Below are 25844 nucleotides of genomic sequence, written 5' to 3' on the forward strand. Positions count from 1 at the left end.
AGTTTCCACGGGTAAGGATCCACCATGACACAACCGCCTCGTTCCGGCTCCGGACGGAACAACCCCCGCGGCGGAAAACGTCCCGGCGACGGCCGCCGTCCGGACGATGCCGAGCGCCGTCCGCAGGGCGGTTCCGCCCAGGGACGTGGCCGGCCCGGTCAGGGGACCGGCAGCGCCGGCCGGACCGGTGCCGGCAAGCAGGGCGGCGGCCGCTCCGGGGCGGCCGGACGGGACCAGGGCCGCAACGAGTTCGGCACAGGCGCCGGTCAGCCCGGTGCCCGCCGCGGCCCGGCCGAGCCCGGTGCTGCCAAGCACGGGAGCCGCAAGCCGTCGACGGCCGGTCCGGGCCAAGGAAAGCCGGCCAAACCGGCCGGCGGCAAGACCGGCGGCAAGGCCGGTGCCGGCAAGTCTCGCGGCGGGCAGCCGCAGCGTCCCGCCGGGCCGCGGCCCTTCGGACGGGAACGGTTCGGCCAGAACCTCGGACCGGTCAGCCGCCCGGACCGTCCCTCGCGGGCGGGAGCGGGGGCGGCCTCCGAGCTGCACGATCCCGAGGGCATGCGCCTGCAGAAGGTGCTCGCCGGCGCGGGCGTGGCCTCCCGCCGGGTGTGCGAGGAATTGATCCAGGCCGGCCGGGTCGAGGTGGACGGCGTGACCGTGCGCGAACTTGGCCTGCGCGTCGACCCGTCCCGCGCCGTCATCCATGTGGACGGCATCCGCGTCCAGATGGATGAAACGCTGACGTACCTGGTCTTCAACAAGCCAAAGGGCGTTGTCTCCACCATGGAGGATCCGGAGGGACGCCCCTGCATCAGCGACTACCTCAAGCCGCAGCAGGGCCAGCGGCTGTTCCATGTGGGGCGGCTGGACCAGGCCACCGAAGGCCTGCTGCTGCTGACCAACGACGGCGAACTCGCCAACCGCCTCACCCACCCGTCCTACGAGGTCCCCAAGACGTATCTGGTGCAGGTCCGCGGGCCCATGCCGCACGGCGTCGGAGCGCGGATGAAATCTGGGATCGAGCTGGAAGACGGCGTGTCCTCGGTCGATTCGTTTAAGCTCGTCGACTCGACGCCGGGACACGTCCTGGTGGAAGTCGTGCTGCATTCGGGCAAAAACCGCGTCGTGCGGCGGTTGTTTGACGCCGTCGGCCACCCCGTGGAACGGCTCGTCCGGATCCAGTTCGGCCCCATCCGGCTGGGCGACCAGCGACAGGGCAGCATCCGCGCCCTCGGCCGCCAGGAAGCAGGGCACCTGCTGGCCCTGGTGGGGATGTAGCCGGTGAACCCGGCACACGCGCAGGCGACCCACCTGTCCGGGCCGGTCCTGGTGATGGGAACCGGGCTGCTCGGAGCCAGCATCGGGCTCGGCCTGCGGGCCCGCGGCATCGACGTCCTGCTCTCGGACCCCTCGCCGTCGGCCCAGGCGGTGGCGCAGGATATCGGTGCCGGCCGGATCCTGCCCGCCGGCGAGAGGGTGGAGCCCCAGTTGGTCGTCGTCGCGGCGCCCCCGGATGTCACCGCCGCCGTCGTGTCGAGTGCGCTGCGCGACTACCCGGACGCCGTCGTCGTGGATATTGCCAGCGTCAAGACGGCCGTCTTCGAGGCGCTGGCCAAGGACCCGGACCTGGCGGAGGCGGACCTGGGCCGCTACGTGGGCACCCACCCGATGGCTGGGCGGGAGAAGTCCGGCCCCGTGGCCGCCCGCGGCGAGATCTTCACGTCGATGCCGTGGGTCCTGTGCCCGTCGGAGTTGTCCTCGCCGGGGGCGGTGAAGACCGCGCACGCGCTGGCGATCGACCTGGGCGCGGTGGTCTCACGCATGTCGGCCGACGAACATGACGCCGCCGTGGCGTTGATCTCGCACCTGCCGCAAGTGATGTCCTCGCTGCTGGCCAGCCGGCTGCAGGACACGCCGGCGCATGCCTTGTCCCTTTCGGGCCAGGGCCTGCGCGACGTCACGCGGATCGCGGCCAGCGACCCGGCGTTGTGGGTGCAGATCCTCGGCGCGAACGCGTCGCGGCTCGTTGACATCCTGTACGGCGTCCGCGAAGACCTGGAACGGCTGATCAGGACGCTTGAGCACCCCGAGGCCGACGGCTCCCGGTTGGACATGGCCCAGCTGATCAGCGAAGGCAACGCCGGCCAGGCGCGGATTCCCGGCAAGCACGGCGCTCCTCCGCAGGCGTTCGCGTGGCTGACCGTCCTGGTCGACGATACGCCGGGCCAAATCGCCCGCCTGCTGACCGAGATCGGCGAGGTGGGCATCAACCTGGAAGACCTGCGCCTGGAACACTCGGCGGGCCAGCCGGTGGGGCTGGCGGAGCTTGCCGTGCTGCCCAGCAGGCGGCACGAATTAATTGATTATTTGACCTCACGTGGATGGAAGGTTGTGCAATGAGCGCGGCGGAAGTGGATATGGCTCGTTACCGGCAGGGCAAGGCGCTGGTGGTTGCCATCGACGGGCCGTCGGGCTCCGGCAAGTCGTCCGTCAGCAAGGAAACCGCACGCCGGCTGCACGCGTCCTACCTGGACACCGGCGCCATGTACCGTGCCGTGACCTGGTACTGCGTTAACACCGGTGTGGACCTGGCGGATGCGGCGGCCGTCGAGCAGGCCAGCAAGGACGTGGACCTGCAGATCAGCACCCACCCGGACGACGAATACGTGCGCATCGGCTCCACGGACATCACCGACGAAATCCGCGAGCCGTCAATCTCCGCCTCCGTGAGCGCCGTGGCCACGACGCTGGGGGCACGGGCCGAACTGGTCCGGCGCCAGCAGCAGATCATCGCCGACTCCGGCCGCCGGATCGTGGCCGAGGGCCGCGACATCACCACGGTCGTCGCTCCCGACGCCGAGGTGCGGCTGCTGCTGACCGCCAGCGAAGAAGCAAGGCTGCGCCGTCGCGGCCTCCAGCTGGGCGGAACGCAGAGCGACGCCGACCTGCACGAGCAGGTGCTGGCCCGCGACGCCAAGGATTCGACCGTGGTGAATTTTTCCGAGGCCGCCGACGGCGTCTTCACGGTGGATTCATCCGATCTGGACTTCGAACAAACCGTCGAAGCGGTGCTCGCCGTCGTCCGGCATGCCGCACACTGAACCCGCCGCCGCCCTCAGCCCGGGGGTGGCCTGGCTGGCGTTGAACAGCGGTGCCCCCGTGGTGCCGGCGGCTGCCCTCGGTGTCCGGGCGTGTTTCAATGGACACTGCAGCCGAAGAGATCCGCCGGCAGCTGTCCGGCCATGTCCGGCACAGCGTGGCGCTCACCGGGCAGCCGCTTCCGGCCAACCACGCCCCCGACGACAACCGGCTTGCTGCCTACCCAGAAGGAACAGACGATGAGTGACACCCAGCCCGGATCCTCCCCGGCGGACCGGCCGGCCGACGAGGAATACCGTCCGGCGGGCGAGGACCAGATCGCCGAGCACATGCTCGAGATCGATGACGACGAAGCCGAGTTGCGCGCCGCGTCGCTGCGCGCCGGCCTGGCCGACTACGACCTTGACGACGACGACGCCGCGCTGCTGGCCGCGGCCGAAGAACCCGTCCCCGACGACGAACCGCTCCGGGTGGCCCCCGTGCTGGCCATCGTCGGCCGGCCTAATGTGGGCAAGTCGACGCTGGTGAACAGGATCCTGGGCCGGCGCGAGGCAGTCGTCGAAGACACCCCCGGCGTCACCCGCGACCGGGTCTCCTACTCGGCCCATTGGAACGGACGCCCCTTCACCCTGGTGGACACCGGCGGCTGGGAGCATGACGCCCGCGGCATCCACGCCCGCGTCGCCGACCAGGCCGAAATCGCGGTGGACATGGCCGACGCCGTCCTGCTGGTCGTCGACGCCAACGTCGGCGCCACGGCCACGGACGAGGCAGTGGTGAAGATGCTGCGCCGCAAGAAGAAGCCGGTCATCCTGGTGGCCAACAAGGTGGACGACCTGGCACAGGAAGCCGAAGCCGCAGGCCTGTGGGGCCTAGGCTTCGGCGAGCCCTATCCCGTGTCGGCACTGCACGGCCGGGGAACGGCCGACATGCTCGACGCGGCCCTGGAGGTGCTGCCCGAATTCTCGGCCTACGGGGGACTCGAGCGCACGGGAGGGCCCCGGCGGATCGCCCTGATCGGCCGCCCGAACGTGGGCAAATCGTCGCTGCTGAACAAGCTGGCCGGGAGCGAGCGGGTCGTGGTCGACACGATTGCCGGCACCACCCGCGATCCGGTCGACGAAATGATCGAACTGGGCGGACGGACGTGGCGCTTCGTCGACACGGCCGGGATCCGGCGCCGCGTGCACATGCAGCAAGGCGCCGACTTCTATGCCTCGCTCCGCACGCAGGCCGCGCTCGAAAAGGCGGAGGTCGCCGTCGTGCTGCTGGCCGTGGACGAGGTGCTCAGCGAGCAGGACGTGCGCATCCTGCAGCTGGCCATCGATTCCGGCCGGGCCCTGGTGCTTGCCTTCAACAAGTGGGACCTGCTGGACGACGACCGCCGCCGGTACCTCGAACGCGAGATCGAGCAGGACCTGGCCCACGTGGACTGGGCGCCCCGGGTGAACATCTCGGCCAAGACCGGCTGGCACAAGGACAGGCTGGTCCCGGCGCTGGACCGTGCCCTCGAGTCCTGGGACAAGCGCATCCCCACCGGACGCCTGAATGCCTTCCTGGGCGAACTGGTCGCGGCCCACCCGCACCCGGTACGCGGGGGCAAGCAGCCGCGCATCCTGTTCGGCACGCAGGCTTCCTCGCGGCCGCCGAAGTTCGTGCTGTTCACCACCGGTTTCCTGGACCCCGGCTACCGCCGCTTCATCACCCGCAGGCTGCGTGAAACATTCGGCTTCGAAGGCACCCCGATCGAGGTCAGCATGCGGGTGCGCGAGAAGCGGTCGCGCAAGCATTGAGCCGGGGCCCGGCCCCGGCGCCGCCGCCCGCGGATTGGGGCCAGGGCGCCGGCCCCGCCGCCCGCGGTGGCGCCGGGTGGTCATGACGCAGGGAAAAATGCTGTACAGTATTTGAGGTGGTTCCGCCGGTTGCATGAAGGCGGAACTTCGGGTTGTGGCGCAGCTTGGTAGCGCACTTGACTGGGGGTCAAGGGGTCGCAGGTTCAAATCCTGTCAACCCGACAGCAAGGGATCCGGTCCGCGAGGGCCGGGTCCCTTTTCCATTGGCTTGTGCAAGGCCCTGTATGCCTATACTTTCAGCGATGGCGGGGAAAGGGTTCCTTGCCGGAGCAACTGGCCGTCCATGGTGCGAGAAAGGCAACCGATGAGCAATATTCCTGCCGACCTGAAGTACACAGCCGAGCATGAGTGGGTGGCTGCCGCCGACGCCGAAGGCACGGTGCGCCTGGGTATCACCGACTTTGCGCAGGACGCGCTCGGCGATGTGGTCTACGTGCAGATGCCGGAAGCCGGCTCCTCCATCACCGCCAACGAGGTCATCGGCGAGGTGGAATCGACCAAGAGCGTCAGCGACATCTACGCTCCCGTCAGCGGCGAGGTCGCGGCCGTCAACGACGCCCTGGAGACCGACCCGGCCCTGATCAACTCCGATCCGTACGGGGAGGGGTGGCTGCTGGAGGTCAAGCTGTCGGATCCGGCGGCGCTGGAGACCTTGCTCAGTGCCCCGGAGTATGAACAGCAGGTAGGCTAGGAGCTACCGGAGCCACTCGACGGCCAACCGGTCCTGAACCGGTTGGCCGCTACATTTTTACGGGAGGAACTATTGATGGTGGGCGAAGCTCGCAACGCCACGGATAACGGGAACGGCGACAGCCGGAACCCGGAGGCGCACGCGGAAACCACATCCATCTCTTTGCCGCCGCAGACCCTGGCCCACGTCGCCAAACCGAGGCTCTCCCGCGAAGAGGAAGCATCGGTGATCGCGCTGCCTGCGGGGTCGGCGCTGCTGATAGCCCACGACGGCCCGAACGCCGGGGCCCGGTTCCTGCTGGACCAGGACGTCACCACCGCCGGCCGGCATCCGGAAGCGGACATCTTCCTTGACGATGTCACGGTGTCGCGCAAGCACGCGGAATTCCGCCGCTCCGGCGACGGCTTCATGGTGGTGGACTCCGGCAGCCTTAACGGCACCTACGTGAACAACGACCGTGTGGACAGCCTGCAGCTGCGGACAGGCAATGAGGTGCAGATCGGCAAGTTCCGCCTGACCTACTACGCAGGCACGGCGGCAAAGGGGCAGGGCTAACCGGTGCCCGGGTCCCAGCCAGCACGGCGCACCCTCGGGGCGTCCCGGGAGGGGTACCGCAGCAGCGTCCTCAACATCGGCGAGGTGCTGCAACAGCTGACGGAGGACTTCCCGCAGATCACGGCCTCCAAGATCCGGTTCCTGGAGGAGAAGGGGCTCATCAGCCCCCAACGGACGCCGGCGGGCTACCGGAAGTACACCGGCCAGGACGTTGAACGCCTCCGTTTCGTGCTGGCCCTGCAGCGCGACCAGTACCTGCCGCTCAAGGTCATCAAGGATTATCTGGACGCGATCGATCGTGGCGAGCGGCCGGAAGCCCTGCCCGGCGGCATGACCCTGGCCCCCCGGATGGTCTCGGAGCCGCTGGCGGCAGAACTGAACGGACGCGGCCGGGCGCTCACCCGGGCCGAGCTCCTGCAGGCCAGCGGAGCCTCCACGGAACTCGTGGACGACCTGTTGGCTTACGGCCTGATCCACGCCGAGGACGCCTGTTTCGACGAACACGCACTCAAGGTCGTGCGCGCCTGCAGGCAGCTGGCCAGCCATGGCATCGAACCTCGGCACCTCCGCCCGTTCCGGGCCGCCGCAGACCGCGAGGTCGGGCTGGTGGAGCGTGCGGTGGCCCCGCTGGCGTCCCGGCGCGACGTCGCCTCCCGCGCGCGCGCCGCGGAAGCGGCCAAGGAAATCAGCGATCTGTGCCTGAACTTGCATACGGCGCTGGTTCACGGGCACCTGGCCCAGATGGACCGCTGAACGGAGAAGCCATGCTCGAACTCGAGGTTGTCGGAGTCCGCATTGAACTCCCGTCGAACCAGCCGCTGGTGCTGCTCAAGGAAACCGACGGCGAGCGGCACATACCCATCTGGATCGGTGCGCCGGAAGCCAGCGCGATTGCGTTCGCCCAGCAGGGCATCAAACCGCCGCGCCCCATGACCCACGACCTGCTCCGCGACGTCGTGGACGTGCTCGGCCGGCGGATCACCGAAGTCCGCCTGGTGACGGTCCAGGACACCGTCTTCTTTGCCGAGCTGGTGTTTGACGGCGGGGTGACCGTCAGCTCCCGCGCCTCGGACGCCATCGCGGTGGCACTGCGGGTGCCCTGCCCGATCTACTGTGCGGACGAGGTAATGGACGAGGCCGGGGTCAAGATCGCCGAAGCGGCCGACGATGAGGAATCCGACGGCCCGGCGCAGGAGAACGCGGAAAGCCAGTTGCGCGAGTTCAGGGAATTCCTCGCCGACGTGGAGCCCGAGGACTTCGAGAAATAGCCGTCGCCGGCATCTGGTTCCGGCGCCCGAACCGCCCGGCCCGGCGCCGGGGCATCCGACACGCCGCAGCAAAAATGCCAGCGTCTTTGACCGGCGGCCCCCGCCGTTCTAACGTCGAAGCATACAGTTCCCATTGCACCGCAGGCCATCTCAAGGCAGACTTAGACCAGACCTCTGGGCTGACTGCGAAGCTCATTCCCCACAGGGAACTTCGACAAGGAGGGTTCACGTGAGTCCTAAAGGTGATGCAGGCGAGATGCCGCACGCTCTGCAGACCGGCGCTGCCATACCCGCAAGTGCCCAGGGCTTGCTGTTCACCGAAGACCTGCCCGTGCTGGACGAGGACGCCGGTTACCGCGGTCCCACGGCATGCAAGGCAGCCGGCATCACCTACCGGCAGTTGGACTACTGGGCACGCACCGGACTGGTGGAACCTGCCGTCCGCGGCGCCTCCGGCTCCGGCTCGCAGCGCCTCTACAGCTTCCGCGACATCCTGGTCCTGAAGGTGGTTAAGCGCCTGCTCGACACCGGCGTCTCGCTGCAGCAGATCCGCTCCGCCGTCGGCCACCTGCGCGAACGCGGCGTGGAAGATCTGGCCCAGATCACCCTCATGAGCGACGGCGCCAGCGTGTACGAGTGCACCTCCGCCGACGAGGTCATCGACTTGGTCCAGGGCGGACAGGGCGTCTTTGGCATCGCCGTCGGCCGGGTGTGGCGAGAGGTCGAAGGCAGCCTCGCCGAGCTCCCCAGCGAACATGCCGCAGAGGAACAGGATTTTCCCGACGACGAGCTGAGCCGCCGGCGCGCCGCGCGCAAGATCAGCTGACCGCACACAGGACACAACAGCGGGAGGGGCTCCGGGAAACCGGGGCCCCTCCCGCTGATTAAAGTGCGACCCGGTGAAAAGGTGCGTTCAGGTCGGGTTTAAGTTGCGATGCCGGCGGGTTTGAGCGCCGATCCGGGCGGAGACCCGCCGCCCGGGCCGGGACCTGTTGTCAGGAGGGCTGGCGGCGGAGCGCGCGGCTGCGCATCCGGCCGGAATCGGTCAGGTTCTTGAGCAGCTCGTCGAAAAGCGCGGCCGCCTGGCGTGCCGATTCACCCGGCCACTGGTGGACGGAATGCGCTGCCCCCTGGATCTGCTGCCAGTTCGCCTGCTCGGCGATGGTGGGGGAGAGCAGCAGGTCGCCGAACATGGTTTTCATTTCGGCCAGCCGGTAACCGTGTTCGTTGGAGCTGGGCCGGACACGGTTGGCCACGACGCCGGCCGTCTTCAGGTCGGGGGCGAATTCCTCCCGGAACAAATCGATGGCGCGCATGGTGCGCTCGGTGCCCGCAACCGAGAAGAGGCTCGGCTCGGCCACGAGAAGCACCCGGGTGCTCGCCGTCCACGCCATGCGCGTCAGCCCGTTGAGCGACGGCGGGCAGTCGATGAGCACCAGCGAGTAGTCGTTCACGCGGGAGAGCACGGTGGAGAGCCTGCGCAGGTCCCGGCGGCTCAGATCGGGCCGGTCGTAGATGCCGGAGTAGGCGGAGCCGATGGCGACGTCGAGAACCTTCCGGCCGGAAGCCGGCGCGCTGCCGGGATCCGCCGAGGCCACCCAGCCGCTCGGGGCGGCGTTGGCCCGCAGGTCGGCCTTGCGCGCGTTCTTGAGGAGCCGGCCGACGTCGGTCTGGCGGGACGGCTTGACGCCTAATCCCGTGGTCGCGTCAGCATGCGGATCCAAGTCGATGACCAAGGTGGGGATTCCCGCTGCCAGCGCCGCAGAGGCCAGGCCCAGCGTGACCGAGGTCTTGCCGACCCCGCCCTTGAGGCTGCTGATGCTCACTACTTGCACGTAAAAACCAAAACCTAACGTATCGAGTCGTGGGGCTTCTGCGCCGGACCTGTCTTCACGGCACCCTATTCATCATAAGTGGAGCGCCGCAGCACACCGTGCCACCGCCGCCGCCGGGGCGTTTCGCCGCTTGCGCCGTAACATGCGGCCCGCAAGAACCGCCACGGCGCGTGATCTGTGCAACACTGGCTTGCCAGCCCGGCTCGCCGTCCGTGAGACTTGGCTCACTGAGTCCGCCGGCACCGGCGCCGGACGGTCGTGTTTCGCATGCAAGTCCGGACCCGGCAACGATGCAGGAGTGAAATGTTCGAAAAGATCCTGGTAGCCAACCGTGGCGAAATCGCCATCAGGGCGTTCCGCGCGGCCTACGAACTGGGCGCCAAAACGGTGGCTGTCTTCCCGTATGAAGACCGCAACTCGATCCACCGGCAGAAGGCCGACGAAGCGTATCTGATCGGCGAGCAGGGGCATCCGGTCCGGGCTTACCTCGACGTCAACGAAATCATCCGGGTCGCCAAGGAGTCGGGCGCGGACGCCATCTATCCCGGTTACGGATTCCTGTCCGAAAATCCCGACCTGGCCCGCGCTGCCACCGGTGCCGGTATCGCCTTCGTCGGCCCCAAGGCCGATGTGCTGCAGCTCGCGGGACACAAGGTCCATGCCCTGCAGGCAGCCCGCCGGGCCGGGATTCCGGTGCTGAAGTCCACCGAACCCAGTGCCGATCCGGAGAAGTTGCTGGCCGAAGCCGAGGAGATCGGCTTCCCGATCTTCGTCAAGGCGGTTGCCGGCGGCGGCGGCCGCGGCATGCGCCGGGTCGACAGCCGCAAGGATCTCCCGGACGCCCTCGCGGCCGCCATGCGGGAAGCCGATACGGCCTTCGGCGATCCCACCGTTTTCCTTGAGCAGGCCGTGTTGCGGCCGCGCCACATCGAAGTGCAGATCCTGGCCGACGGGCAGGGCAACGTCATGCACCTCTTCGAACGCGACTGCTCGCTCCAGCGCCGGCACCAGAAGGTCATCGAAATCGCCCCCGCACCCAACCTGGACGAGGGCATCCGGCAGGCACTGTACCGGGACGCGGTCACGTTCGCGCAGGCACTCGGATACACCAATGCCGGTACGGTCGAGTTCCTGGTGGACACGGTCGGTGAACGGGCGGGGCAGCATGTCTTCATCGAGATGAACCCCCGCATCCAGGTCGAGCACACGGTGACCGAGGAGATCACCGACGTCGACCTGGTGCAGTCCCAGCTGCGGATCGCCGCCGGCGAAACCCTGGCTGAGCTCGGCCTGTCCCAGCAGACCGTGTCCGTCAAGGGCACGGCCATGCAGTCCCGGATCACCACCGAGGACCCGGCCAACGGCTTCCGTCCCGACGTGGGCAAGATCACCGCCTACCGGTCGGCGGGCGGCGCCGGCGTCCGGCTGGACGGCGGAACCATCTACACCGGTGCCGAGATCAGCCCGCACTTTGACTCGATGCTGGTCAAGCTCACCTGCCGCGGCCGGGACTTCGCGACGGCGGCCGCCCGCGCCAGGCGCGCCCTGGCCGAGTTCCGCATCCGCGGCGTCTCCACGAACATCGCGTTCCTGCAGGCGGTGCTGGAGGACCCGGACTTCCTGGCCGGCAACGTCGCCACCTCGTTCATCGACGAGCGGCCCCAGCTGCTCAAGGCCCGTGTCTCGGCCGACCGCGGCACCAAGCTGCTCACCTGGCTGGCGGACGTCACCGTGAACAAACCGCACGGCGAGCTGCCGGTGGCCACCGCACCGGTGGCGAAGCTGCCCGAACCCGCCAGGCAGGCGCTGGAGGCCACCGGTGCGCTGGCCGCCGTTCCGGCGTCCGGCTCGCGGCAGCGGCTGCAGCAACTGGGCCCGGAGAAGTTTGCGGCCGCGCTGCGCGCCCAGACAGCCGTGGCGGTCACGGACACCACCTTCCGTGACGCCCACCAGTCGCTGCTGGCTACCCGAGTACGCACCAAGGACCTGCTGAACGCCGCGCCCGCCGTCTCGGCCCTGACCCCGCAGCTCCTCTCGGTGGAGGCGTGGGGCGGCGCAACCTACGACGTCGCGCTGCGGTTCTTGGGCGAGGATCCGTGGGAGCGGTTGGCGGCGCTGCGCCAGGCGATGCCGAACATCTGCCTGCAGATGCTGCTGCGCGGGCGGAACACCGTCGGTTATACCCCGTACCCGGAGGAAGTCACCAAGGCTTTCGTGCGGGAAGCGGCCGCCACCGGCATCGACATTTTCAGAATTTTCGATGCGCTCAACGATGTCTCCCAGATGGAACCGGCGATCCGGGCCGTGCGGGAGACCGGAACGGCCGTGGCCGAAGTCGCACTCTGCTACACCGGGGACCTGCTGGATCCGGCGGAGGACCTGTACACGCTGGACTACTACCTTGAGTTGGCCGGCCGGAGCGTTGATGCCGGGGCGCATATCCTGGCGATCAAGGACATGGCCGGCCTGCTGCGCCCGGCGGCCGCGGCCAAGCTGGTCACGGCGCTGCGCGAGCGGTTCGATCTGCCGGTGCACGTGCACACCCACGATACGGCCGGGGGCCAGCTGGCGACGCTGCTGGCCGCCGTCGACGCCGGCGCAGATGCGGTGGACGTCGCCAGCGCAGCCATGGCCGGAACCACCAGCCAGCCGCCCATGTCGGCGCTGGTCGCGGCGTTGGCGCACACCGAACGCGACACCGGCCTGGACCTGGCCGCCGTTGGCTCGCTGGAGCCCTACTGGGAAGCGGTCCGCCGCGTCTACGCCCCGTTCGAGTCGGGGTTGCCGGGGCCGACCGGCCGCGTGTATGCGCACGAGATTCCGGGCGGCCAGCTCTCCAACCTCAGGCAGCAGGCCAACGCGCTGGGACTCGGGGAGCGGTTCGAGGCGATCGAGGACATGTACTCCGCCGCGGACAAGATCCTGGGCCGCTTGGTGAAGGTGACCCCGTCGTCCAAGGTAGTGGGCGACCTGGCCCTCCAGTTGGTCGGTGCGAACGTTGATCCGGAGGAGTTCGCGTCCGATCCGGGGAAGTACGATATCCCCGATTCCGTCATCGGTTTCCTCTCCGGCGAGCTGGGCGATCCTCCCGGCGGCTGGCCGGAGCCGTTCCGCACCAAGGCGTTGGCAGGGCGCAATATCAAACCGCGCAACGAGGAGCTGACGGCCGAAGACTCGGCAGCGCTGGCCGCGGATTCGGCCACCCGGCGCGCGGCCCTGAACCGGCTGCTGTTTGCCGGCCCGGCCAAGGAGTTCGAGAAAATCCGGGACATGTACGGCGACGTATCCGTGCTGGACACCCTGGACTACCTGTACGGGCTGCAGCCGGGAACCGAACACGTGATTGAGCTCGAAAAGGGTGTCCGCCTGATCGCCATGCTGGGGGCCATCTCCGAGCCGGATGAGAAGGGCATGCGCACCGTGCACTGCACGCTCAACGGCCAGCAGCGCAATGTGATGGTGCGCGACGCCAGCGTGGAATCCGAGGTCAAGGTCGCGGAGAAGGCCGATCCCGCCCAGCCGGGGCACGTGGCGGCTCCGTTCGCCGGCGCAGTCACCGTCATCGTCAAGGTCGGCGACACCATCAAGGCGGGCGACACCGTGGCCACCATCGAGGCCATGAAGATGGAGGCCGGCATCACGGCTCCCGTCGGAGGCACCGTCACGCGCCTGGCGGTCTCCGCCGTCGAACAGGTCCAGGGCGGAGACCTGCTCCTGGTCATCGACCCGGCCTAGGGCCGGAGGCAAGTACTCGGGAAGAGAAACGCAGGGCCGCGGCTGTGAAGCCGCGGCCCTGCGTGTCCGGCAAGGTTACTGACGCACGCCGGCGTAAATCTGCTCCACGTAGTCGTCGAAATCGGCCAGCACCTGCGCCCGCTTGATCTTCAGCGACGGTGTCAGGTGCCCCGATGCTTCAGTGAAGTCGGACGGGATGATGCGGAAGGACTTAATCCCTTCCGCCTGGGAGACGGTCTGGTTGGCCCGGTCGATGAGCGCCTGGATCGCCGCCTTCACCACTTCGTGGTCGGCTGCCTGGTCCATCGTGGTGCCGGCCGGGAGGTTGTGGCGGTCCAGCCAGCCGGGCAGCGCCTCCTCGTCCAAGGTGATGAGCGCGGAGATAAACGGCCGGTTGTCGCCAATCACCACACATTGGGAAACCAGCGCATCGGCGCGGATTTGGTCCTCAAGCTGGGCCGGGACAACGTTTTTGCCACTGGCCGTGACAATGATTTCCTTCTTCCGGCCGGTGACGCGCAGGAAACCGTCCGCGTCCAGTTCGCCGATGTCACCGGTGCGGAACCAGCCGTCTTCGAAGGCCTCGGAGGAGAGGTCGGGACGGTTGTAGTAGCCGCGAAGCACACAGACGCCCTTGGCGAGGATCTCGCCGTCGTCGGCGATCTTGACGGCGTTTCCGGGCAGCGGGGCCCCGACAGAGCCGATCTTGACCAGTTTGGGGGTGCTAACCGACACCGGGGCCGTGGTTTCGGTCAGGCCGTAGCCTTCCAGCACCAAAAGGCCGATGCCGTGGAAGAAGTGCCCCAGCCGTTCGCCCAACGGACCGCCGCCGGAGACCGCGTGCTCGACCCGACCGCCCATCGCCTCACGGATCTTGTGGTACACCAGCTTGTCGAAGAGCTTGTGCTTGAGCTTGAGCATCAGCGGTACCTTGCCGGCTTCATCGGCCCGGGACCAGGCGACGGCCGTGTCCGCGGCAGCGTGGAAGATCTTGCCCTTGCCGCCATCCTCCGCCTTGAGCATGGAACTGTTGTAGACCTTTTCGAACACCCGCGGGACAGCCAGGATGAAGGTTGGCCGATAGCTTTGCAGATCCGGCAGCAGGTTCTTGATGTCCGGAGTATGCGCCACGGTGGCACCCACGGCGACGCACAGGACGGAGACAAACCGCGCGAAGACGTGGGCCAGCGGCAAGAACATGATGGTCTGTGCGCCCTCGTGGGCCACTTCCGGCAGCGCCGCCGCGGCGTTCTTGGATAGCTCCACGAAATTTCCGTGGGTCAGTTCACAGCCCTTGGGCCGGCCGGTGGTACCGGAGGTGTAGATGATTGTGGCGAGGTCGTCCAGGCCTGCGGCCAAACGGCGTTCCTCCACGGCGGCGTCGGGAACCTCCCGGCCGGCGGCGCGGAGCGCGTCCAGCGACTCCTCGCCCAGCTGCCACACGTGTTTCAGGTCCTCCAAGCCTTCGTTGAGGGCGGCCTGGCGGACCTTCGCTTCATGGGAGGCGCTTTCCGCGAAAACGGCCACAGCCCCTGAGTCGCCGAGGATCCAGGCGATCTGGCTGGGGGAGGAGGTCTCGTAAATCGGCACCGACACGGCGCCGGCGAACCAGATGGCGAAGTCCACCAGGGACCATTCGTAGCGGGTGCGGGCCATGATGCCCACCCGGTCGCCCGGCTGCACGCCGCTGGAGACCAGCCCCTTGGCCAGCTTGGTTACGTCCGCGAGGAACTCGGTGGCACGGATGTCCTGCCACGTCCCGGACGGGTCCTTGCGGGAGAACAGGGCCGGATTCGATGCCTTCTGCGCCTGTTCAACCACCAGGCCGGCGATATTGGCATCCCGCGGAACGTCAACCAGGACGGGCACGCTGTATTCGCGCACGATAGCTCCTCACTTCTTCAGCTGTGGCCAGCTCTGTATAGCCTCCCTGACGGAGGGTGCTTTTAGCCTATAACCTAAATCACAACGGATACCGGCAGGTAACCTACGAAACGGTAACGGTCGGACCCTCCCTTCCCCGCCCGGCCGGGCGGGCCGGGCAGGCGGGGCTGCCTAAGATGGTGGTGTGGAGAACAGCGCCCTGGCGGTGGGCATAGACATCGGCGGCACCAAGGTGGCGGCCGGGGCAGTCGACCGGACCGGGCGCGTGGTGGCGGAGCTGGTCCGTCCCACGCCGGGAAACAATCCGCGGCACGTGGAACACCTTATCTCGGCGATGGTGCGGGAGTTGGCGGCCGAGCACGACGTTGCCGCAGTGGGAGTCGGAGCGGCGGGGTGGATGGACCTTGCCGGCGGGACGGTCCTGTTCAGCCCGCACCTGGCGTGGCGGAATGAACCGCTGCGGGACAATCTGGAACGGCTCCTGGGCCGGCCCGTCACCGTGGTCAACGACGCCGATGCCGCCGCCTGGGGAGAGTTCCGCTTTGGCGCCGGAACGGGAGAGCGGCGCCTGGTCTGCATCACCTTGGGCACCGGTATCGGCGGAGCCATGGTGATGGATGGCCGGCTGGAGCGGGGCCGGTGGGGTGTCGCCGGGGAATTCGGGCACCAGGTCATCATGCCCGGCGGGCACCGCTGCGCGTGTGGAAACCGCGGCTGCTGGGAGCAATACGCCTCGGGCAATGCCCTGGGCCGGGAGGCCCGGGAGCTGGCCGCGGCGAACTCGCCGGTGGCGCAGCGCTGGCTGCAGGCCGTGGGCGGGGAGGTGGAAGAGATCACCGGCGCCGTGGTGACCGACCAGGCGAAACGGGCCGACCCTGCCAGCGTCCGGCTGCTGGAAGAGGCCGGCGAGTGGCTGGGGCTGGGGCTGGCCAATCTTGCCGCGGCGCTGGATCCCGGACTTTTCGTGATCGGCGGCGGGCTCTGCGAGGCCGGCGACCTGCTGTTGGAGCCGGCCCGCCATGCGCTGCAGCGGAACCTGACGGGCCGCGGATTCCGGCCGGTGGCCGACGTGCGGGCGGCAGGCCTGGGACCGAAGGCGGGAATGATCGGCGCCGCGGACCTCGCGCGCCGCGCCTCCGTCTGATTCCACGGCCACGCTTTAGACGCGCGCCCCGTCGTCGTGCCCGTCGCGTTCCGTCGGAAGGCGGAAGAGCAGGTAGGCGGCAGCGGCCACGAAGAGGGCCACCAGCGCCAACACCGCGGTGAAGGGTGCCCCGGGCCAGAACATGGCGGTCAGCAGCAGGCCCAGCGGGGCCCCCACGGCGCCGATCCACGCCAGCACCAGCAGCGGCTCCCCGGCGCCCAGCGGAGCGGGTTCCGGCGGCACGTAGCCCTCGTCGTCGTCCGGTTCCGCGACCGTGTAATCCCGCGGCCCCGGCAGCGCGTCGTCCGCCGGGACCTCCGGCAGGCGGTTCTCGAAGATCTCGCGCAGGCGCTGGGGATCGGCGCCGTTGCCGGCAGCGGGCCGCTCCGGGGGCAAGCCGTCCGCGTTCCCGGAGTCCGTCTCTTCCAGCCGGGCGACCAGATCCTGCCAGGCAGCGTCGTCGCGCTCCTGGTCATGCCCTGGCATGCGTGGCTCCCGTCTGCCCCGGAGACGCGGCCGCAGTGGCCTGGATGAATTCGGCCGACCGGCGGTAGATCAGCTCGGCGTCGTGGTCCATGGTGGCCACGTGATAGCTGTCCGCCAGCGGCACCACTTCGAGCCGGTCCGTGCCGATCCGCCGCCGGAGCACATGCATGGAAGATTCCGGGACCGTGTGGTCCACCGCGGAGCGGAAGACAAGTGTGGGAGCAGTAACGCCGGGCAGGTCGGCAACGACCGTCTTGAAGAGCTGGCCCAGCTGGTGCGCCGCAGCCACCGGGGTGCGGCCGTAGGCGCCCTCGTCTATGCCCGGCTTGTTGATGTCGTTGCCAATGGCCGGCACCGACCGCAGGACATACTTCAACAGGCCCGTCAGCGGCGCGCGCCGGTCCGCGATGGTCAGACCCGGGTTGACCAGCAGCACGCCGGAGACCGGACGGTGTGCGGCCAGCCGCAACGCCAACGCTCCGCCCATGGACAGCCCGGCCACGAAGACGTGGCTGCGCTCGCGGGCGAGCTCCGCATAGGCCTGCTCGGCCGCCCCGTACCAGCTTTGCCAGCGGAAGGTGGCCAGATCCTGCCACGTGGTGCCGTGCCCGGGCAGCAACGGCAACCGCACCGCGAAGCCGGCATCGGCCAGGCTTTCCGCCCACCCCCGCATACTGCGCGGTGAGCCGGTGAAACCATGCAGCAGCACGACGCCGACGCGGGAATTCGGGCCGTGCCCGGGGCTGGAGAAGACGCCGTCGGCAACAGAAGTCATGGCACTATCGTGTCATTATGGGAGCCGTTCGGCCATCGATGGCCGGCCGGTTCCTGCTCCGGCGCCCGCATCCTGCGCAGCCACGCAGCGCAAAGCTGGAGTAGAGTCTCAAGCGGTATTGGTAAGCGGCCAACGGCGGCGGAACGGAAAGGCACACGTGTTCTACTGGTTCATGAAGACCATCGTCGTAGGACCGGTGGTCCGGCTGCTCTTCCGGCCATGGGTCAAGGGGCTGGACAACATTCCGGACAGCGGCCCCGCGGTGCTGGCCAGCAACCACCTTTCCTTCTCCGATTCGATTTTCCTGCCCCTCGCGGCGCCCCGGCCCGTGGTGTTCCTGGCCAAGAGCGAGTACTTCACCGGCAAAGGCGTCAAGGGCAAGCTCACCGCGGCTTTCTTCAGGATGACCAACCAGCTTCCAATGGACCGATCCGGCGGAGCGGCCTCGGCCACGTCCCTGCTGGCGGGACGGGACGCGCTGCAGGACGGCGGCCTGCTGGGCATCTACCCGGAGGGCACCCGGTCCCCGGACGGGAAGCTGTACCGCGGCAAGACCGGCGTGGCCAAGCTGGTGCTGCACACCGGGGTTCCGGTGATCCCGGTGGCGATGATCGGCACGGACAAGGTGCAGCCCATCGGTCGGCGCATTCCCAACATCCGCCGGGTGGGCATCATCATCGGCAAGCCGTTGGATTTTTCCCGCTACAAGGGGCTGGAAGACGACCGGTTCATCCAGCGTTCGGTCACCGACGAGATCATGTACGAGATCATGCGGCTCTCCGGCCAGGAATACGTCGATTCGTACGCCAGCACGGTCAAGGCCCGGCTGACCGCACGCAAACCGGCCAAGGCCGAAAACCAGCGCCACGCCGCCGTCGGCCTGCCGCCGGAGCAGCCGGAACCTCCGAAGGCCAAAGCGCCCGGGGCCATCACGGTTATCGGCGGCCCGGACCCCGCCCTGGCGCCTGACCCCGCCGCCGCCGCGGCACGGGAGCCCGCCGCCGGGCCGGGGCAGGCACAGCCCGGGGCGGACGAGCAGGCTGCCGGCCACGCCGCAGCCGCGACCCCCTCCGGCGCCCTGCCCGAGGGCGCGTCCGACAGCGCTGCCGGGCACAGCGGTGGAGCGGGCGCGGCTGCGGCGGAAGGACCGGAGGCCGCCGGCCTCCGGGACGCCGGGGGAGCAGTCCCGGGATCCGGCCGGAAGCGCCGGCGCTGACGCCCGTCGGAATGTGACGCCCGTGTGGCGGCCCATGACCCCTGCACGTGAAGCCAGCGAAGCCGCAGGTCTACGATTGAAGGGTGACCGATACAACCTTCATTTCTTCCGTTCCCGACCAGCTGCCGACGGCAGCAGACTATCCCGGTCTGGATGACTGGCGAGAGCTGCCGGTGGTGCAGCAGCCCACCTGGCACGATCCCTCGGTCTACGCGTCCTCCGTTGCCGAGCTGAACTCCCTGCCGCCGCTGGTCTTTGCCGGGGAAGTCGACGTCCTGCGGGAGCGTCTGGCCCTGGCCGCCGACGGTAAGGCGTTCCTGCTCCAGGGCGGGGACTGCGCCGAGACGTTCGGCGCAGCCACCGCCGACAAGATCAGTGCCCGCGTCAAGACCATCCTGCAGATGGCCGTGGTGCTCACCTACGGCGCCTCGCTGCCCGTGATCAAGATGGGCCGGATGGCCGGACAGTTCGCGAAGCCCCGCTCGTCCAACGACGAAACCCGGGAAGGCGTGACCCTGCCGGCGTACCGCGGCGACATGGTCAACGGCTTTGATTTCACCCCCGAGTCCCGGGCCCACGATGCCAGCCGGATGGTGCAGGCGTACCACACGTCCGCTTCCACCCTGAACCTGATCCGGGCTTTCACCCAGGGCGGTTTCGCCGACCTGCGCCTGGTGCACCACTGGAACAAGGGCTTCACGGCCAATCCGGCACATTCACGCTACGAGTCACTGGCACGCGAAATCGATCGCGCCGTGAAGTTCATGGATGCCTGCGGCGCGGACTTCGACGCCCTCAAGCGGGTCGAGTTCTTCGCCAGCCATGAGGCGCTGGTGCTGGACTACGAGCGCGCGCTGACCCGCATCGATTCGCGGACGGGCCTGCCCTACAACACCTCGGGGCATTTCCTCTGGATCGGTGAACGGACCCGCCAGCTGGACGGCGCCCACGTGAACTTCCTGTCCCGGGTGCGAAACCCCATCGGCGTCAAGCTGGGCCCGACCACGTCCGCCGATGACGCCCTGCGGCTGATCGACAAACTGGATCCCGAGCGCGAGCCGGGCAGGCTGACCTTCATCACGCGCATGGGTGCCGGCAACATCCGGGCGAAACTGCCGGAGCTCGTGAAGCGGGTCACCGAGAGCGGCGCCAAGGTGCTCTGGGTGACCGACCCCATGCACGGCAACACGGTTACCTCGCCCAACGGCTACAAGACGCGGAACTTCGACGACGTCATCGAGGAGGTGCGCGGTTTCTTCGACGTGCACGACGAACTGGGCACCTTCCCGGGCGGCCTGCACGTGGAAATGACCGGCGACGACGTGGCGGAGTGCCTGGGCGGCGCCGATCCCATCGATCAGAACGCCTTCCTGGACCGCTACGAGTCCGTCTGCGACCCGCGGCTGAACCACATGCAGTCCCTGGAGATGGCGTTCCTGGTGGCGGGGGCGCTCTCCCGCCAGCGGTAGCCCGCCGCTCCCGCCGTCCCGCGCTCCTCACGACCGGGACGAGACTGAAGGCCCGGAACCAGGTGAACAGGTTCCGGGCCTTCCGGCCGTCAGGGGCGCGGGCGGCGTGAGTTGCCGCCGGCCGGCTCGGTCTAGTGCCCGCGCCAAGGCGCAGGCGTCACACCACGGTCAGGGTGATGACCGATCCCTCCGGCAGCGACCCGCTGTCCGGGTCCTGCGTCCGCACGGTGCCGAAGAAGCCGCCGAGGAACTCCTTGACCTTCACCTCGAAGCCCAGGTCCTCCAGCGCACGCTTCGCCTCGTCGACCTGCCGGCCCACGGTGTCCGGGACCTCGACCATCCGCGGGCCCTTGGAGAGTGTCAGCGTCACGGTGTCACCGCGGATGACTTGCCCTTCGGCCGGCGTCTGCGCCGCGACCGAGCCGGCCGGGACGTTGCGGTCGAACACGGCCTCCGGGGCCACCTCCACCTTCAGGCCAGCGCCTTCCAAGGCTGCGGCGGCGTCGGACTGCGGCTGGCCCACCACCTGCGGCACGCTGAACGGCTTCGGCCCCTTGGAGACCGTGAGCCCGACGGCGGTGCCCCGCCGCAGCTGTTCGCCCTCGCCGGGTTTGTGACCGAGGACGGTACCTGCCGCTGCTTCTTCGTCGTACTTTTCCTTGACGTCACCGGCGGCAAGCCCTGCCTCTTCCAGCGCGGCGGTGGCCTCCTCCACGCTCATGCCCGCCAACGCGGGCACGCCGAAGAGCTCCGGGCCCTTCGATACCACGAGGGCCACCTGCTCGAAGCGGCGGACTTCGACGGGCGCATCGGGTTCCGTGCCGACGGCAACCCCCGCGGCCAACTTCTCGTCGAAGACTTCCTCGAGCGTGTACTCCAGCCCCTGTTCCCGGAGCATGCCCTCGGCTTCCGCCACCGGCTTGCCGGCAACGTCGGGCACGGAAACAATGGCGCCGGGCCCCATGCCGAAGAACCACCCTGCGGCTGCGACCAAGGCGGCCAGGATGGCCAGCACGACAATCCAGATGATGCCCCGGCGACGGGGATTTCCGCGGCGCAGGTTCTGTTCGGGACGCCGCGATTGGCGGGCGAGTTCCCGCTGCCGCTTCTTGGAATCGCGCGCGGAGAGCGGGCGCTGCTGCCCGGCCGGTGCCGCCGCGGCGGCCTCGCAGGCCCTGAAAACCTGTGTGTGGTTTGCGGAGCGGGAAATGACGGTGGTGCGGTGCGGATCGGACGGGATGACCTGGGTGGATGCTGTTCCAGCAGGCTCGGCCCGGGGAGGCCGCGCATCCAACTGGGCGTCACTGAGCGATTTGTGCACGTGCCGCAGTTCACCCAGCAGCGCGGCGGCGTCCACCGGCCGCTGGTCCGGATCCGATCCGGTGCACCACAGCACCAGTTCGTCGAGGTCGGGAGCCAGCCCGGGAACCAGGGTCGACGGCGCGGGGACGGTGGAATTGACGTGCTGGAATGCCACCTGGATCGGCACGTCGCCGGTGAACGGCTGACGCCCGGTCAGCATCTCGAACAGCATGATGCCCACCGAGTAGACGTCGCTGCGTTCATCGGACGCGGTGCCGGTGACCAATTCGGGCGGCAGGTACGCCACCGTCCCGATCAGGGACCCGGTATTGGTGCTGGTGGTCACGGCGCGTGCCAGGCCGAAATCACCGAGCTTGACCCGGCCGTCGTCGGACATCAAGACGTTCTCCGGCTTGATGTCGCGGTGCACCAGACCGGCGGAGTGCGCGGCGGCCAGCCCCTCGATCACAGGATCAAGGACAGCCAGGGCATGCCGCGGCGTCAGCGGAGCAGACTTGTCGAGCAGGTCCCGCAGCGTGTGTCCGGGCACGTATTCCATCGCGAGGTAAGCGACGTTGCCGTCGATGCCCTGGTCGTAGACGCCCACCACATGGGGGTGCGAGAGCCGGGCCGCGGACTTGGCCTCGCGTTCGAACCGTTCCAGGAAACCGGCGTCTTCCGCCAGGTAGGGATAGAGGACCTTGAGCGCCACATTGCGGTCCAGCCGGGTGTCGGACGCCAGGTAAACGGTGGACATCCCGCCGCGCGCCAGGCGCGAGGCAACCCGGTAGCGCCCGTCGATCAGGGCGCCGACCAGTGAATCAGTTGCCGGTTGCACTCTATGATCCTAAGTCCGATGAGCGAAAGGACCCGAATCAACACTGCGGTTCGGGTCCTTTTGCCACGGTGGCGGTGGCCGCTAGAACTTCTTCATGTGCGATTTCACCGCGGCCACGTAGGCCTTCGTATCCGTGTACATGCCGTACGTCATCACGCCGTACTGGCCCTGGTAGTAGGACGCGATCGCGATGTCCAGGGACGGGCTGGTGCTCACCAGGGAGCGGATGATCGCTACGCCGGCGGTTGCGTTGTCGTACGGATCCAGCAGGTTGAGCTTGCGGCCCACCAGGGTCGAGGCCCACTCGCCCGAGGACGGAATGACCTGCATGGCGCCGATCGCGTTGGCCGGCGACACGGCGTCCTGCTGGAAGCCGGATTCCTGGTAGGCGTGCGCCAGGGCGAGCCGCGGGTCCACACCCATCTTGGCGGCCGTTTCGGCGATGATGTCCTTCATCTGGGACTGGGTGGGCTGCGGGGTGGAGAGCAGCAGGCGCTTGTTCTCGTTCGCCTTGCCCACCACCGCGGCCGGGTAGGTGTAGTGCAGGAAGGTGCTGGGCACCAGCGGCTGGGCCGACGCGGTGCCCACACTCGACGTCGTGGTCTGCGCACCGCCGGGGACGCTGATCTTCTGGCCCGGGTGGATGATCGAGGTCGACTTCAGGCCGCTGGACTGCAGCAGGCTGGACAGGGTCACGTTGAGCTTGCCGGCAATGCCGGACAGCGTATCGCCGGACTTGACCGTATAGCTGCCCGCGCCGGTGGCTGCGGCGCTGTTAACCGGTGCCTTGGACGACGCCGACGCGCTGGTGACCGACGAACCGCTCACCTTGATCTTCTGTCCCGGGTAGATGACCGAGGTGACCTTGAGGTTGTTGGCGGAGAGGACGGCGCCCAGGCTCATGCCGTGGCGGGCGGCAATCCCGGAGAGGGTATCACCCGGCCTGACCGTGTAGCTGCCGGTGCCGGAGGGGGCGACCGCCTTGGTGGAAGGCTTCGCCTGCGCGGCCGGGGCGGAGGCGCTGGAGGCCTTGGCCGCGCCGTTGACCGAGATCTTCTGGCCGGGGTAGATGATCGAGCTGATCTTGAGGTTGTTGGCGGAGAGGAGGGTGCCCAGGCTCATGCCGTGCTTGGCGGCGATGCCGGAGAGGGTGTCGCCCGACTTGACCGTGTAGCTGCCGGAGGAGGCGGCGATTTTGGTGGAAGGTTTCGCCCGGGTGGCGGCCGAGGCGGTCGAGGCCTGGGTGGTGCCGCCGGTGACCGAGATCTTCTGGCCCGGGTAGATGATCGAGCTGATCTTGAGGTTGTTGGCCGAGAGCACGGCGCCCAGGCTCATGCCGTGCTTGGCGGCGATGCCGGACAGGGTGTCGCCGGACCTGACGGTGTAGCTGCCGGAACCCGACGAGGACTGCTTCGCCGCGTTGCCGGAGGACTTGGCGGCCGAGCCGCCCAGCTTGATCTTCTGCCCCGGGTGAATGATGGTGCTGGCACTGAGGCCGTTCAGCGACAGTACTTTCTGCGTGGAGAGGCCGTACCGGGCCGCGATGCCGCTGATCGTCTCGCCGGCCCTCACCGTATGGGCGGCGGGAGTATTCTGCGCCCGCAGGGAAGCGGGCAAGTGGGCAGCAACCTGGGAAGCGGGAATGAAAGCGGTCGCCGGAACCGTGACGCCCGGAATCGCCGCCTTGGGCTGCAGCGCCGAGCGCGGCGGCAGCTCGGCTGCCTGGGCCGGCATGGCCAAGGCTGCGGAGGACAGCACGACGGCGGGAATCGCCGCGGTTGCTGCCGCGGACAGTAGTACCCGGCGGGGCTGGCTGCGGTCGTTGCGCGTGATCGGGCGCTGATCGGTCATTGGTGTCCCTCATCCTTGTTCTGCGGCCTGGCGAGCGTCCCCCAACGGGCCGCACAGTGGTACTGGTGTGCCGTTTGTTATCGATGTGAAAGCTGTTACTCAAGTGAATTTACACTATTGACGCATAACACAAAAGCCATCGGCGGAGAATGAAGAATGAAGGCGGCGTGTCGAAAAGGAAATGGCTCCGCGGGGGCCGCCGTGGCACCCTTATACGGTGAGTGAACTTGAAGAACTGATTACCGACTGGCTGCCCCTTCCCGACGTCGCCGAACAACTGGACGTCTCCATTAAGAAGGTGCACGCCCTGCTCGAAGAACGCGCCTTGGTGGAGGCGCGCGTGGGGGAGCGCAGAATCCGTTCGGTGCCGGCGGCGTTCCTGGTCGGGGGGACCGTGCTCGAGAGCCTCAAGGGGACCTTGGCGGTGCTGTCCGACGCCGGCTTCAGCGATGAGGAAGCCCTGGTCTGGCTCTTCACCGCCGATGATTCGCTGCCCGGCCGGCCTATCGACGCGCTGCGCGAGGGCCGCAAAACCGAGATCCGCCGCCGCGCCCAGGCGCTCGGCTGGTAGGGGCCCGGTAGCCGGCGGCAACTGCCCAACCCGGGGGCCCGGCTCCGGGCACGCGGCTCAGGCGCTGCGGCGCACCGCTGCGTCGGCCAGCATGCCCAGGGCCTGGCGCACGCCGTCCGCCACCGGCAGGGCCGCCAGGGCCGCGTCGACCGCGGCGGTCCGGTCGGAAATCATCTGCTCGGCGGCAGCCAGGGCGCCGCTGCTGGTGATCAGGTCCCGCAGTTCTTCCACCGCCGCGTCGGAGAGCTCCGGCGAACCCAGCCGGCTCTCCAGCAAGGTGCGTTCGGCCGGCGTGCAGTGGTTGAGCGTGTGCGCAATCAGGACCGTGCGCTTGCCTTCCCGCAGGTCGTCCCCGGCCGGCTTGCCGGTGGTGGCCGGATCGCCGAACACGCCCAGCACGTCGTCACGGATTTGGAAGGCCTCGCCCAAGGGCAGCGAGAATGCCTCGTAGGCCTCCAGCAGTCCGGCCGAAGCGCCGGCCAGCGCACCGCCCACGCTCAGGGGATGCACGGTGGAGTACTTGGCCGACTTGTAGCGCAGGATCTGCAGCGCGCGGTCCACGGCGGCTTCGGCCGGGCGGCCCGGTCCGGCAGCTTCCTCCAGCAGGTCCAGATACTGCCCGGCCATGACCTCCGCGCGCATGCGGTTGAAAATCGCGCGGGCCGGCGTTCCTGACGCGGCCTCCGCCCCGATGCCGGCAAAGACTTCTTCGCTGAGGGACAGGCAGAGGTCGCCGGCCAGCAGGGCGGCGGCCTGCCCGTAGCGCTCGGCGTCCAGCGCCCAGCCGTTGAGCCGGTGCTGCTGCTCAAACCGGCGGTGCACACTCGGGCTGCCCCGCCGGGTGTCCGAGCGGTCGATGATGTCGTCGTGGATCAGTGCCGCGGCCTGGAAGAGCTCCAGCGCGACTCCCGCCTGAACGGCCTGGCCGGCGAGCTCAGACCCCCCTGCCCCGCGCCAGCCCCAGTAGGCCAACAACGCCCGGAGGCGCTTGCCGCCCGCGGTGAGGTCGGTGATGGCCTCCACCAGCGGGGCCGCGTCCGGGGCCGCGTCCTGCAGCAGGTCCTTCTGTCCGGCCAGGAACTCCCGGAGCAATCCGGCCACGGCCTGCCGGAAGTCTTCCTGCTCCGCGGCGCTCGTTGTGGTCGCTGAGGGTTCCATGCCGTTACCTCCGGTCTGCCCGTGCGGGGAGGGATTCGTCAGGGCGGTACAGCATGCGGCGGAGCTCCTCGCGGTGGTACTGATGTCTGCAGCCAGTCTAGACAATCCCGCCCGGCC

Annotated in this window: 21 protein-coding genes, 1 tRNA gene and 1 pseudogene; 16 read left to right on the forward strand and 7 right to left on the reverse strand. The window is 68.6% G+C overall.

Annotated elements, in window-relative coordinates; genetic code table 11:
* Positions 1 to 24: 24 nt before the first annotated feature.
* From AC5RVZ_RS20735 to AC5RVZ_RS20785, 11 genes are all read left to right on the forward strand, one after another.
* Complete coding sequence (locus AC5RVZ_RS20735) at positions 25 to 1275, forward strand: pseudouridine synthase (protein ID WP_494067587.1); 1251 nt, start codon at positions 25 to 27, stop codon at positions 1273 to 1275.
* Between the two features lie 54 nt (positions 1276 to 1329).
* Positions 1330 to 2397 carry a prephenate dehydrogenase gene (locus AC5RVZ_RS20740; protein ID WP_494067914.1) on the forward strand — a complete coding sequence of 356 codons (1068 nt, stop codon included), beginning with the start codon at positions 1330 to 1332 and terminating at the stop codon, positions 2395 to 2397.
* A complete protein-coding gene (gene cmk, locus AC5RVZ_RS20745; RefSeq protein ID WP_494067588.1) occupies positions 2394 to 3098 on the forward strand; it encodes a (d)CMP kinase in 705 nt (234 codons plus the stop codon). Before AC5RVZ_RS20740 ends, cmk begins: the two co-directional genes overlap by 4 nt.
* A 98-nt stretch (positions 3099 to 3196) precedes the next feature.
* Entirely contained in the window at positions 3197 to 3343 is a 147-nt protein-coding gene (locus AC5RVZ_RS20750; RefSeq protein WP_494067589.1) for a hypothetical protein, read from the forward strand.
* Positions 3336 to 4889 (forward strand): ribosome biogenesis GTPase Der, encoded by a 1554-nt coding sequence (der, locus tag AC5RVZ_RS20755; protein WP_494067590.1) that lies wholly within the window; start codon positions 3336 to 3338, stop codon positions 4887 to 4889. Before AC5RVZ_RS20750 ends, der begins: the two co-directional genes overlap by 8 nt.
* 148 nt (positions 4890 to 5037) lie before the next feature.
* A tRNA-Pro gene (locus AC5RVZ_RS20760) sits at positions 5038 to 5111 on the forward strand.
* A gap of 142 nt (positions 5112 to 5253) precedes the next feature.
* Positions 5254 to 5640, forward strand: coding sequence for a glycine cleavage system protein GcvH (gcvH, locus tag AC5RVZ_RS20765; RefSeq protein ID WP_494067591.1), 387 nt, complete (start codon positions 5254 to 5256; stop codon positions 5638 to 5640).
* 75 nt (positions 5641 to 5715) lie between these two features.
* Positions 5716 to 6195 (forward strand): FHA domain-containing protein, encoded by a 480-nt coding sequence (locus tag AC5RVZ_RS20770; RefSeq protein WP_494067592.1) that lies wholly within the window; start codon positions 5716 to 5718, stop codon positions 6193 to 6195.
* A 75-nt stretch (positions 6196 to 6270) separates the two neighbouring features.
* Positions 6271 to 6948, forward strand: a complete 678-nt coding sequence (gene ftsR / locus AC5RVZ_RS20775) for a transcriptional regulator FtsR (RefSeq protein ID WP_494067915.1) — start codon at positions 6271 to 6273, stop codon at positions 6946 to 6948.
* A gap of 11 nt (positions 6949 to 6959) precedes the next feature.
* The gene (locus AC5RVZ_RS20780; protein WP_493977982.1) at positions 6960 to 7463 is read left to right on the forward strand and encodes a bifunctional nuclease family protein; all 504 of its coding nucleotides are present in this window, start codon (positions 6960 to 6962) and stop codon (positions 7461 to 7463) included.
* Between the two features lie 229 nt (positions 7464 to 7692).
* Complete coding sequence (locus AC5RVZ_RS20785; RefSeq protein WP_493999446.1) at positions 7693 to 8289, forward strand: MerR family transcriptional regulator; 597 nt, start codon at positions 7693 to 7695, stop codon at positions 8287 to 8289.
* Between the two features lie 169 nt (positions 8290 to 8458).
* On the opposite strand, the gene AC5RVZ_RS20790 is transcribed toward AC5RVZ_RS20785, so the two are convergent.
* Complete coding sequence (locus AC5RVZ_RS20790) at positions 8459 to 9298, reverse strand: ParA family protein (RefSeq protein WP_494067593.1); 840 nt, start codon at positions 9296 to 9298, stop codon at positions 8459 to 8461.
* Between the two features lie 303 nt (positions 9299 to 9601).
* Between AC5RVZ_RS20790 and AC5RVZ_RS20795 the strand changes: the two genes are divergently transcribed.
* Complete coding sequence (locus AC5RVZ_RS20795) at positions 9602 to 13033, forward strand: pyruvate carboxylase (RefSeq protein WP_494067594.1); 3432 nt, start codon at positions 9602 to 9604, stop codon at positions 13031 to 13033.
* Positions 13034 to 13108: 75 nt separating this feature from the next.
* On the opposite strand, the gene AC5RVZ_RS20800 is transcribed toward AC5RVZ_RS20795, so the two are convergent.
* On the reverse strand, positions 13109 to 14917 hold the full coding sequence (locus AC5RVZ_RS20800) for an AMP-dependent synthetase/ligase (RefSeq protein ID WP_494067595.1): 1809 nt from the start codon (positions 14915 to 14917) through the stop codon (positions 13109 to 13111).
* 184 nt (positions 14918 to 15101) lie between these two features.
* On the opposite strand from AC5RVZ_RS20800, the gene AC5RVZ_RS20805 reads away from it, so the two are divergent.
* On the forward strand, positions 15102 to 16061 hold the full coding sequence (locus AC5RVZ_RS20805) for an ROK family glucokinase (RefSeq protein ID WP_494067596.1): 960 nt from the start codon (positions 15102 to 15104) through the stop codon (positions 16059 to 16061).
* A gap of 15 nt (positions 16062 to 16076) precedes the next feature.
* On the opposite strand, the gene AC5RVZ_RS20810 is transcribed toward AC5RVZ_RS20805, so the two are convergent.
* Together AC5RVZ_RS20810 and AC5RVZ_RS20815 are read right to left on the reverse strand one after the other, a co-directional pair.
* Positions 16077 to 16547 carry a hypothetical protein gene (locus AC5RVZ_RS20810; RefSeq protein WP_494067597.1) on the reverse strand — a complete coding sequence of 157 codons (471 nt, stop codon included), beginning with the start codon at positions 16545 to 16547 and terminating at the stop codon, positions 16077 to 16079.
* Positions 16534 to 17322, reverse strand: a complete 789-nt coding sequence (locus AC5RVZ_RS20815) for an alpha/beta hydrolase (RefSeq protein WP_494067598.1) — start codon at positions 17320 to 17322, stop codon at positions 16534 to 16536. The genes AC5RVZ_RS20810 and AC5RVZ_RS20815 overlap by 14 nt, the downstream gene beginning before the upstream one ends.
* A 157-nt stretch (positions 17323 to 17479) precedes the next feature.
* Here AC5RVZ_RS20815 and AC5RVZ_RS20820 point away from each other — a divergent pair.
* Positions 17480 to 18166 (forward strand): annotated as a pseudogene (locus AC5RVZ_RS20820) (lysophospholipid acyltransferase family protein); the annotation flags it as partial.
* Positions 18167 to 18621: 455 nt separating this feature from the next.
* Positions 18622 to 20007 carry a class II 3-deoxy-7-phosphoheptulonate synthase gene (locus AC5RVZ_RS20825; protein ID WP_494067599.1) on the forward strand — a complete coding sequence of 462 codons (1386 nt, stop codon included), beginning with the start codon at positions 18622 to 18624 and terminating at the stop codon, positions 20005 to 20007.
* Between the two features lie 157 nt (positions 20008 to 20164).
* On the opposite strand, the gene pknB is transcribed toward AC5RVZ_RS20825, so the two are convergent.
* Together pknB and AC5RVZ_RS20835 are read right to left on the reverse strand one after the other, a co-directional pair.
* A complete protein-coding gene (gene pknB, locus AC5RVZ_RS20830) occupies positions 20165 to 22147 on the reverse strand; it encodes a Stk1 family PASTA domain-containing Ser/Thr kinase (RefSeq protein ID WP_494067600.1) in 1983 nt (660 codons plus the stop codon).
* An 81-nt stretch (positions 22148 to 22228) separates the two neighbouring features.
* Positions 22229 to 23998: a LysM peptidoglycan-binding domain-containing protein gene (locus AC5RVZ_RS20835; RefSeq protein WP_494067601.1), complete on the reverse strand. Its 1770-nt coding sequence runs from the start codon at positions 23996 to 23998 to the stop codon at positions 22229 to 22231.
* A gap of 181 nt (positions 23999 to 24179) precedes the next feature.
* On the opposite strand from AC5RVZ_RS20835, the gene AC5RVZ_RS20840 reads away from it, so the two are divergent.
* Complete coding sequence (locus tag AC5RVZ_RS20840) at positions 24180 to 24569, forward strand: Rv2175c family DNA-binding protein (protein WP_494067602.1); 390 nt, start codon at positions 24180 to 24182, stop codon at positions 24567 to 24569.
* Between the two features lie 57 nt (positions 24570 to 24626).
* On the opposite strand, the gene AC5RVZ_RS20845 is transcribed toward AC5RVZ_RS20840, so the two are convergent.
* Complete coding sequence (locus tag AC5RVZ_RS20845; RefSeq protein WP_494067603.1) at positions 24627 to 25727, reverse strand: polyprenyl synthetase family protein; 1101 nt, start codon at positions 25725 to 25727, stop codon at positions 24627 to 24629.
* Positions 25728 to 25844 lie beyond the last annotated feature (117 nt).

It is taken from the genome of Arthrobacter sp. Cza30, assembly GCF_059090765.1.

What these genes read in the sequence shown, in the direction of transcription:
- AC5RVZ_RS20735 (WP_494067587.1), top strand. Translation starts at nt 25, where the DNA reads ATGACACAACCGCCTCGTTCCGGCTCCGGACGGAACAACCCCCGCGGC.
- AC5RVZ_RS20740 (WP_494067914.1), top strand. Translation starts at nt 1,330, where the DNA reads ATGGGAACCGGGCTGCTCGGAGCCAGCATCGGGCTCGGCCTGCGGGCC.
- cmk (WP_494067588.1), top strand. Translation starts at nt 2,394, where the DNA reads ATGAGCGCGGCGGAAGTGGATATGGCTCGTTACCGGCAGGGCAAGGCG.
- AC5RVZ_RS20750 (WP_494067589.1), top strand. Translation starts at nt 3,197, where the DNA reads ATGGACACTGCAGCCGAAGAGATCCGCCGGCAGCTGTCCGGCCATGTC.
- der (WP_494067590.1), top strand. Translation starts at nt 3,336, where the DNA reads ATGAGTGACACCCAGCCCGGATCCTCCCCGGCGGACCGGCCGGCCGAC.
- gcvH (WP_494067591.1), top strand. Translation starts at nt 5,254, where the DNA reads ATGAGCAATATTCCTGCCGACCTGAAGTACACAGCCGAGCATGAGTGG.
- AC5RVZ_RS20770 (WP_494067592.1), top strand. Translation starts at nt 5,716, where the DNA reads ATGGTGGGCGAAGCTCGCAACGCCACGGATAACGGGAACGGCGACAGC.
- AC5RVZ_RS20780 (WP_493977982.1), top strand. Translation starts at nt 6,960, where the DNA reads ATGCTCGAACTCGAGGTTGTCGGAGTCCGCATTGAACTCCCGTCGAAC.
- AC5RVZ_RS20795 (WP_494067594.1), top strand. Translation starts at nt 9,602, where the DNA reads ATGTTCGAAAAGATCCTGGTAGCCAACCGTGGCGAAATCGCCATCAGG.
- AC5RVZ_RS20810 (WP_494067597.1), bottom strand. Translation starts at nt 16,547, where the DNA reads ATGCCAGGGCATGACCAGGAGCGCGACGACGCTGCCTGGCAGGATCTG.
- AC5RVZ_RS20815 (WP_494067598.1), bottom strand. Translation starts at nt 17,322, where the DNA reads ATGACTTCTGTTGCCGACGGCGTCTTCTCCAGCCCCGGGCACGGCCCG.
- AC5RVZ_RS20835 (WP_494067601.1), bottom strand. Translation starts at nt 23,998, where the DNA reads ATGACCGATCAGCGCCCGATCACGCGCAACGACCGCAGCCAGCCCCGC.
- AC5RVZ_RS20840 (WP_494067602.1), top strand. Translation starts at nt 24,180, where the DNA reads ATGGCTCCGCGGGGGCCGCCGTGGCACCCTTATACGGTGAGTGAACTT.
- AC5RVZ_RS20845 (WP_494067603.1), bottom strand. Translation starts at nt 25,727, where the DNA reads ATGGAACCCTCAGCGACCACAACGAGCGCCGCGGAGCAGGAAGACTTC.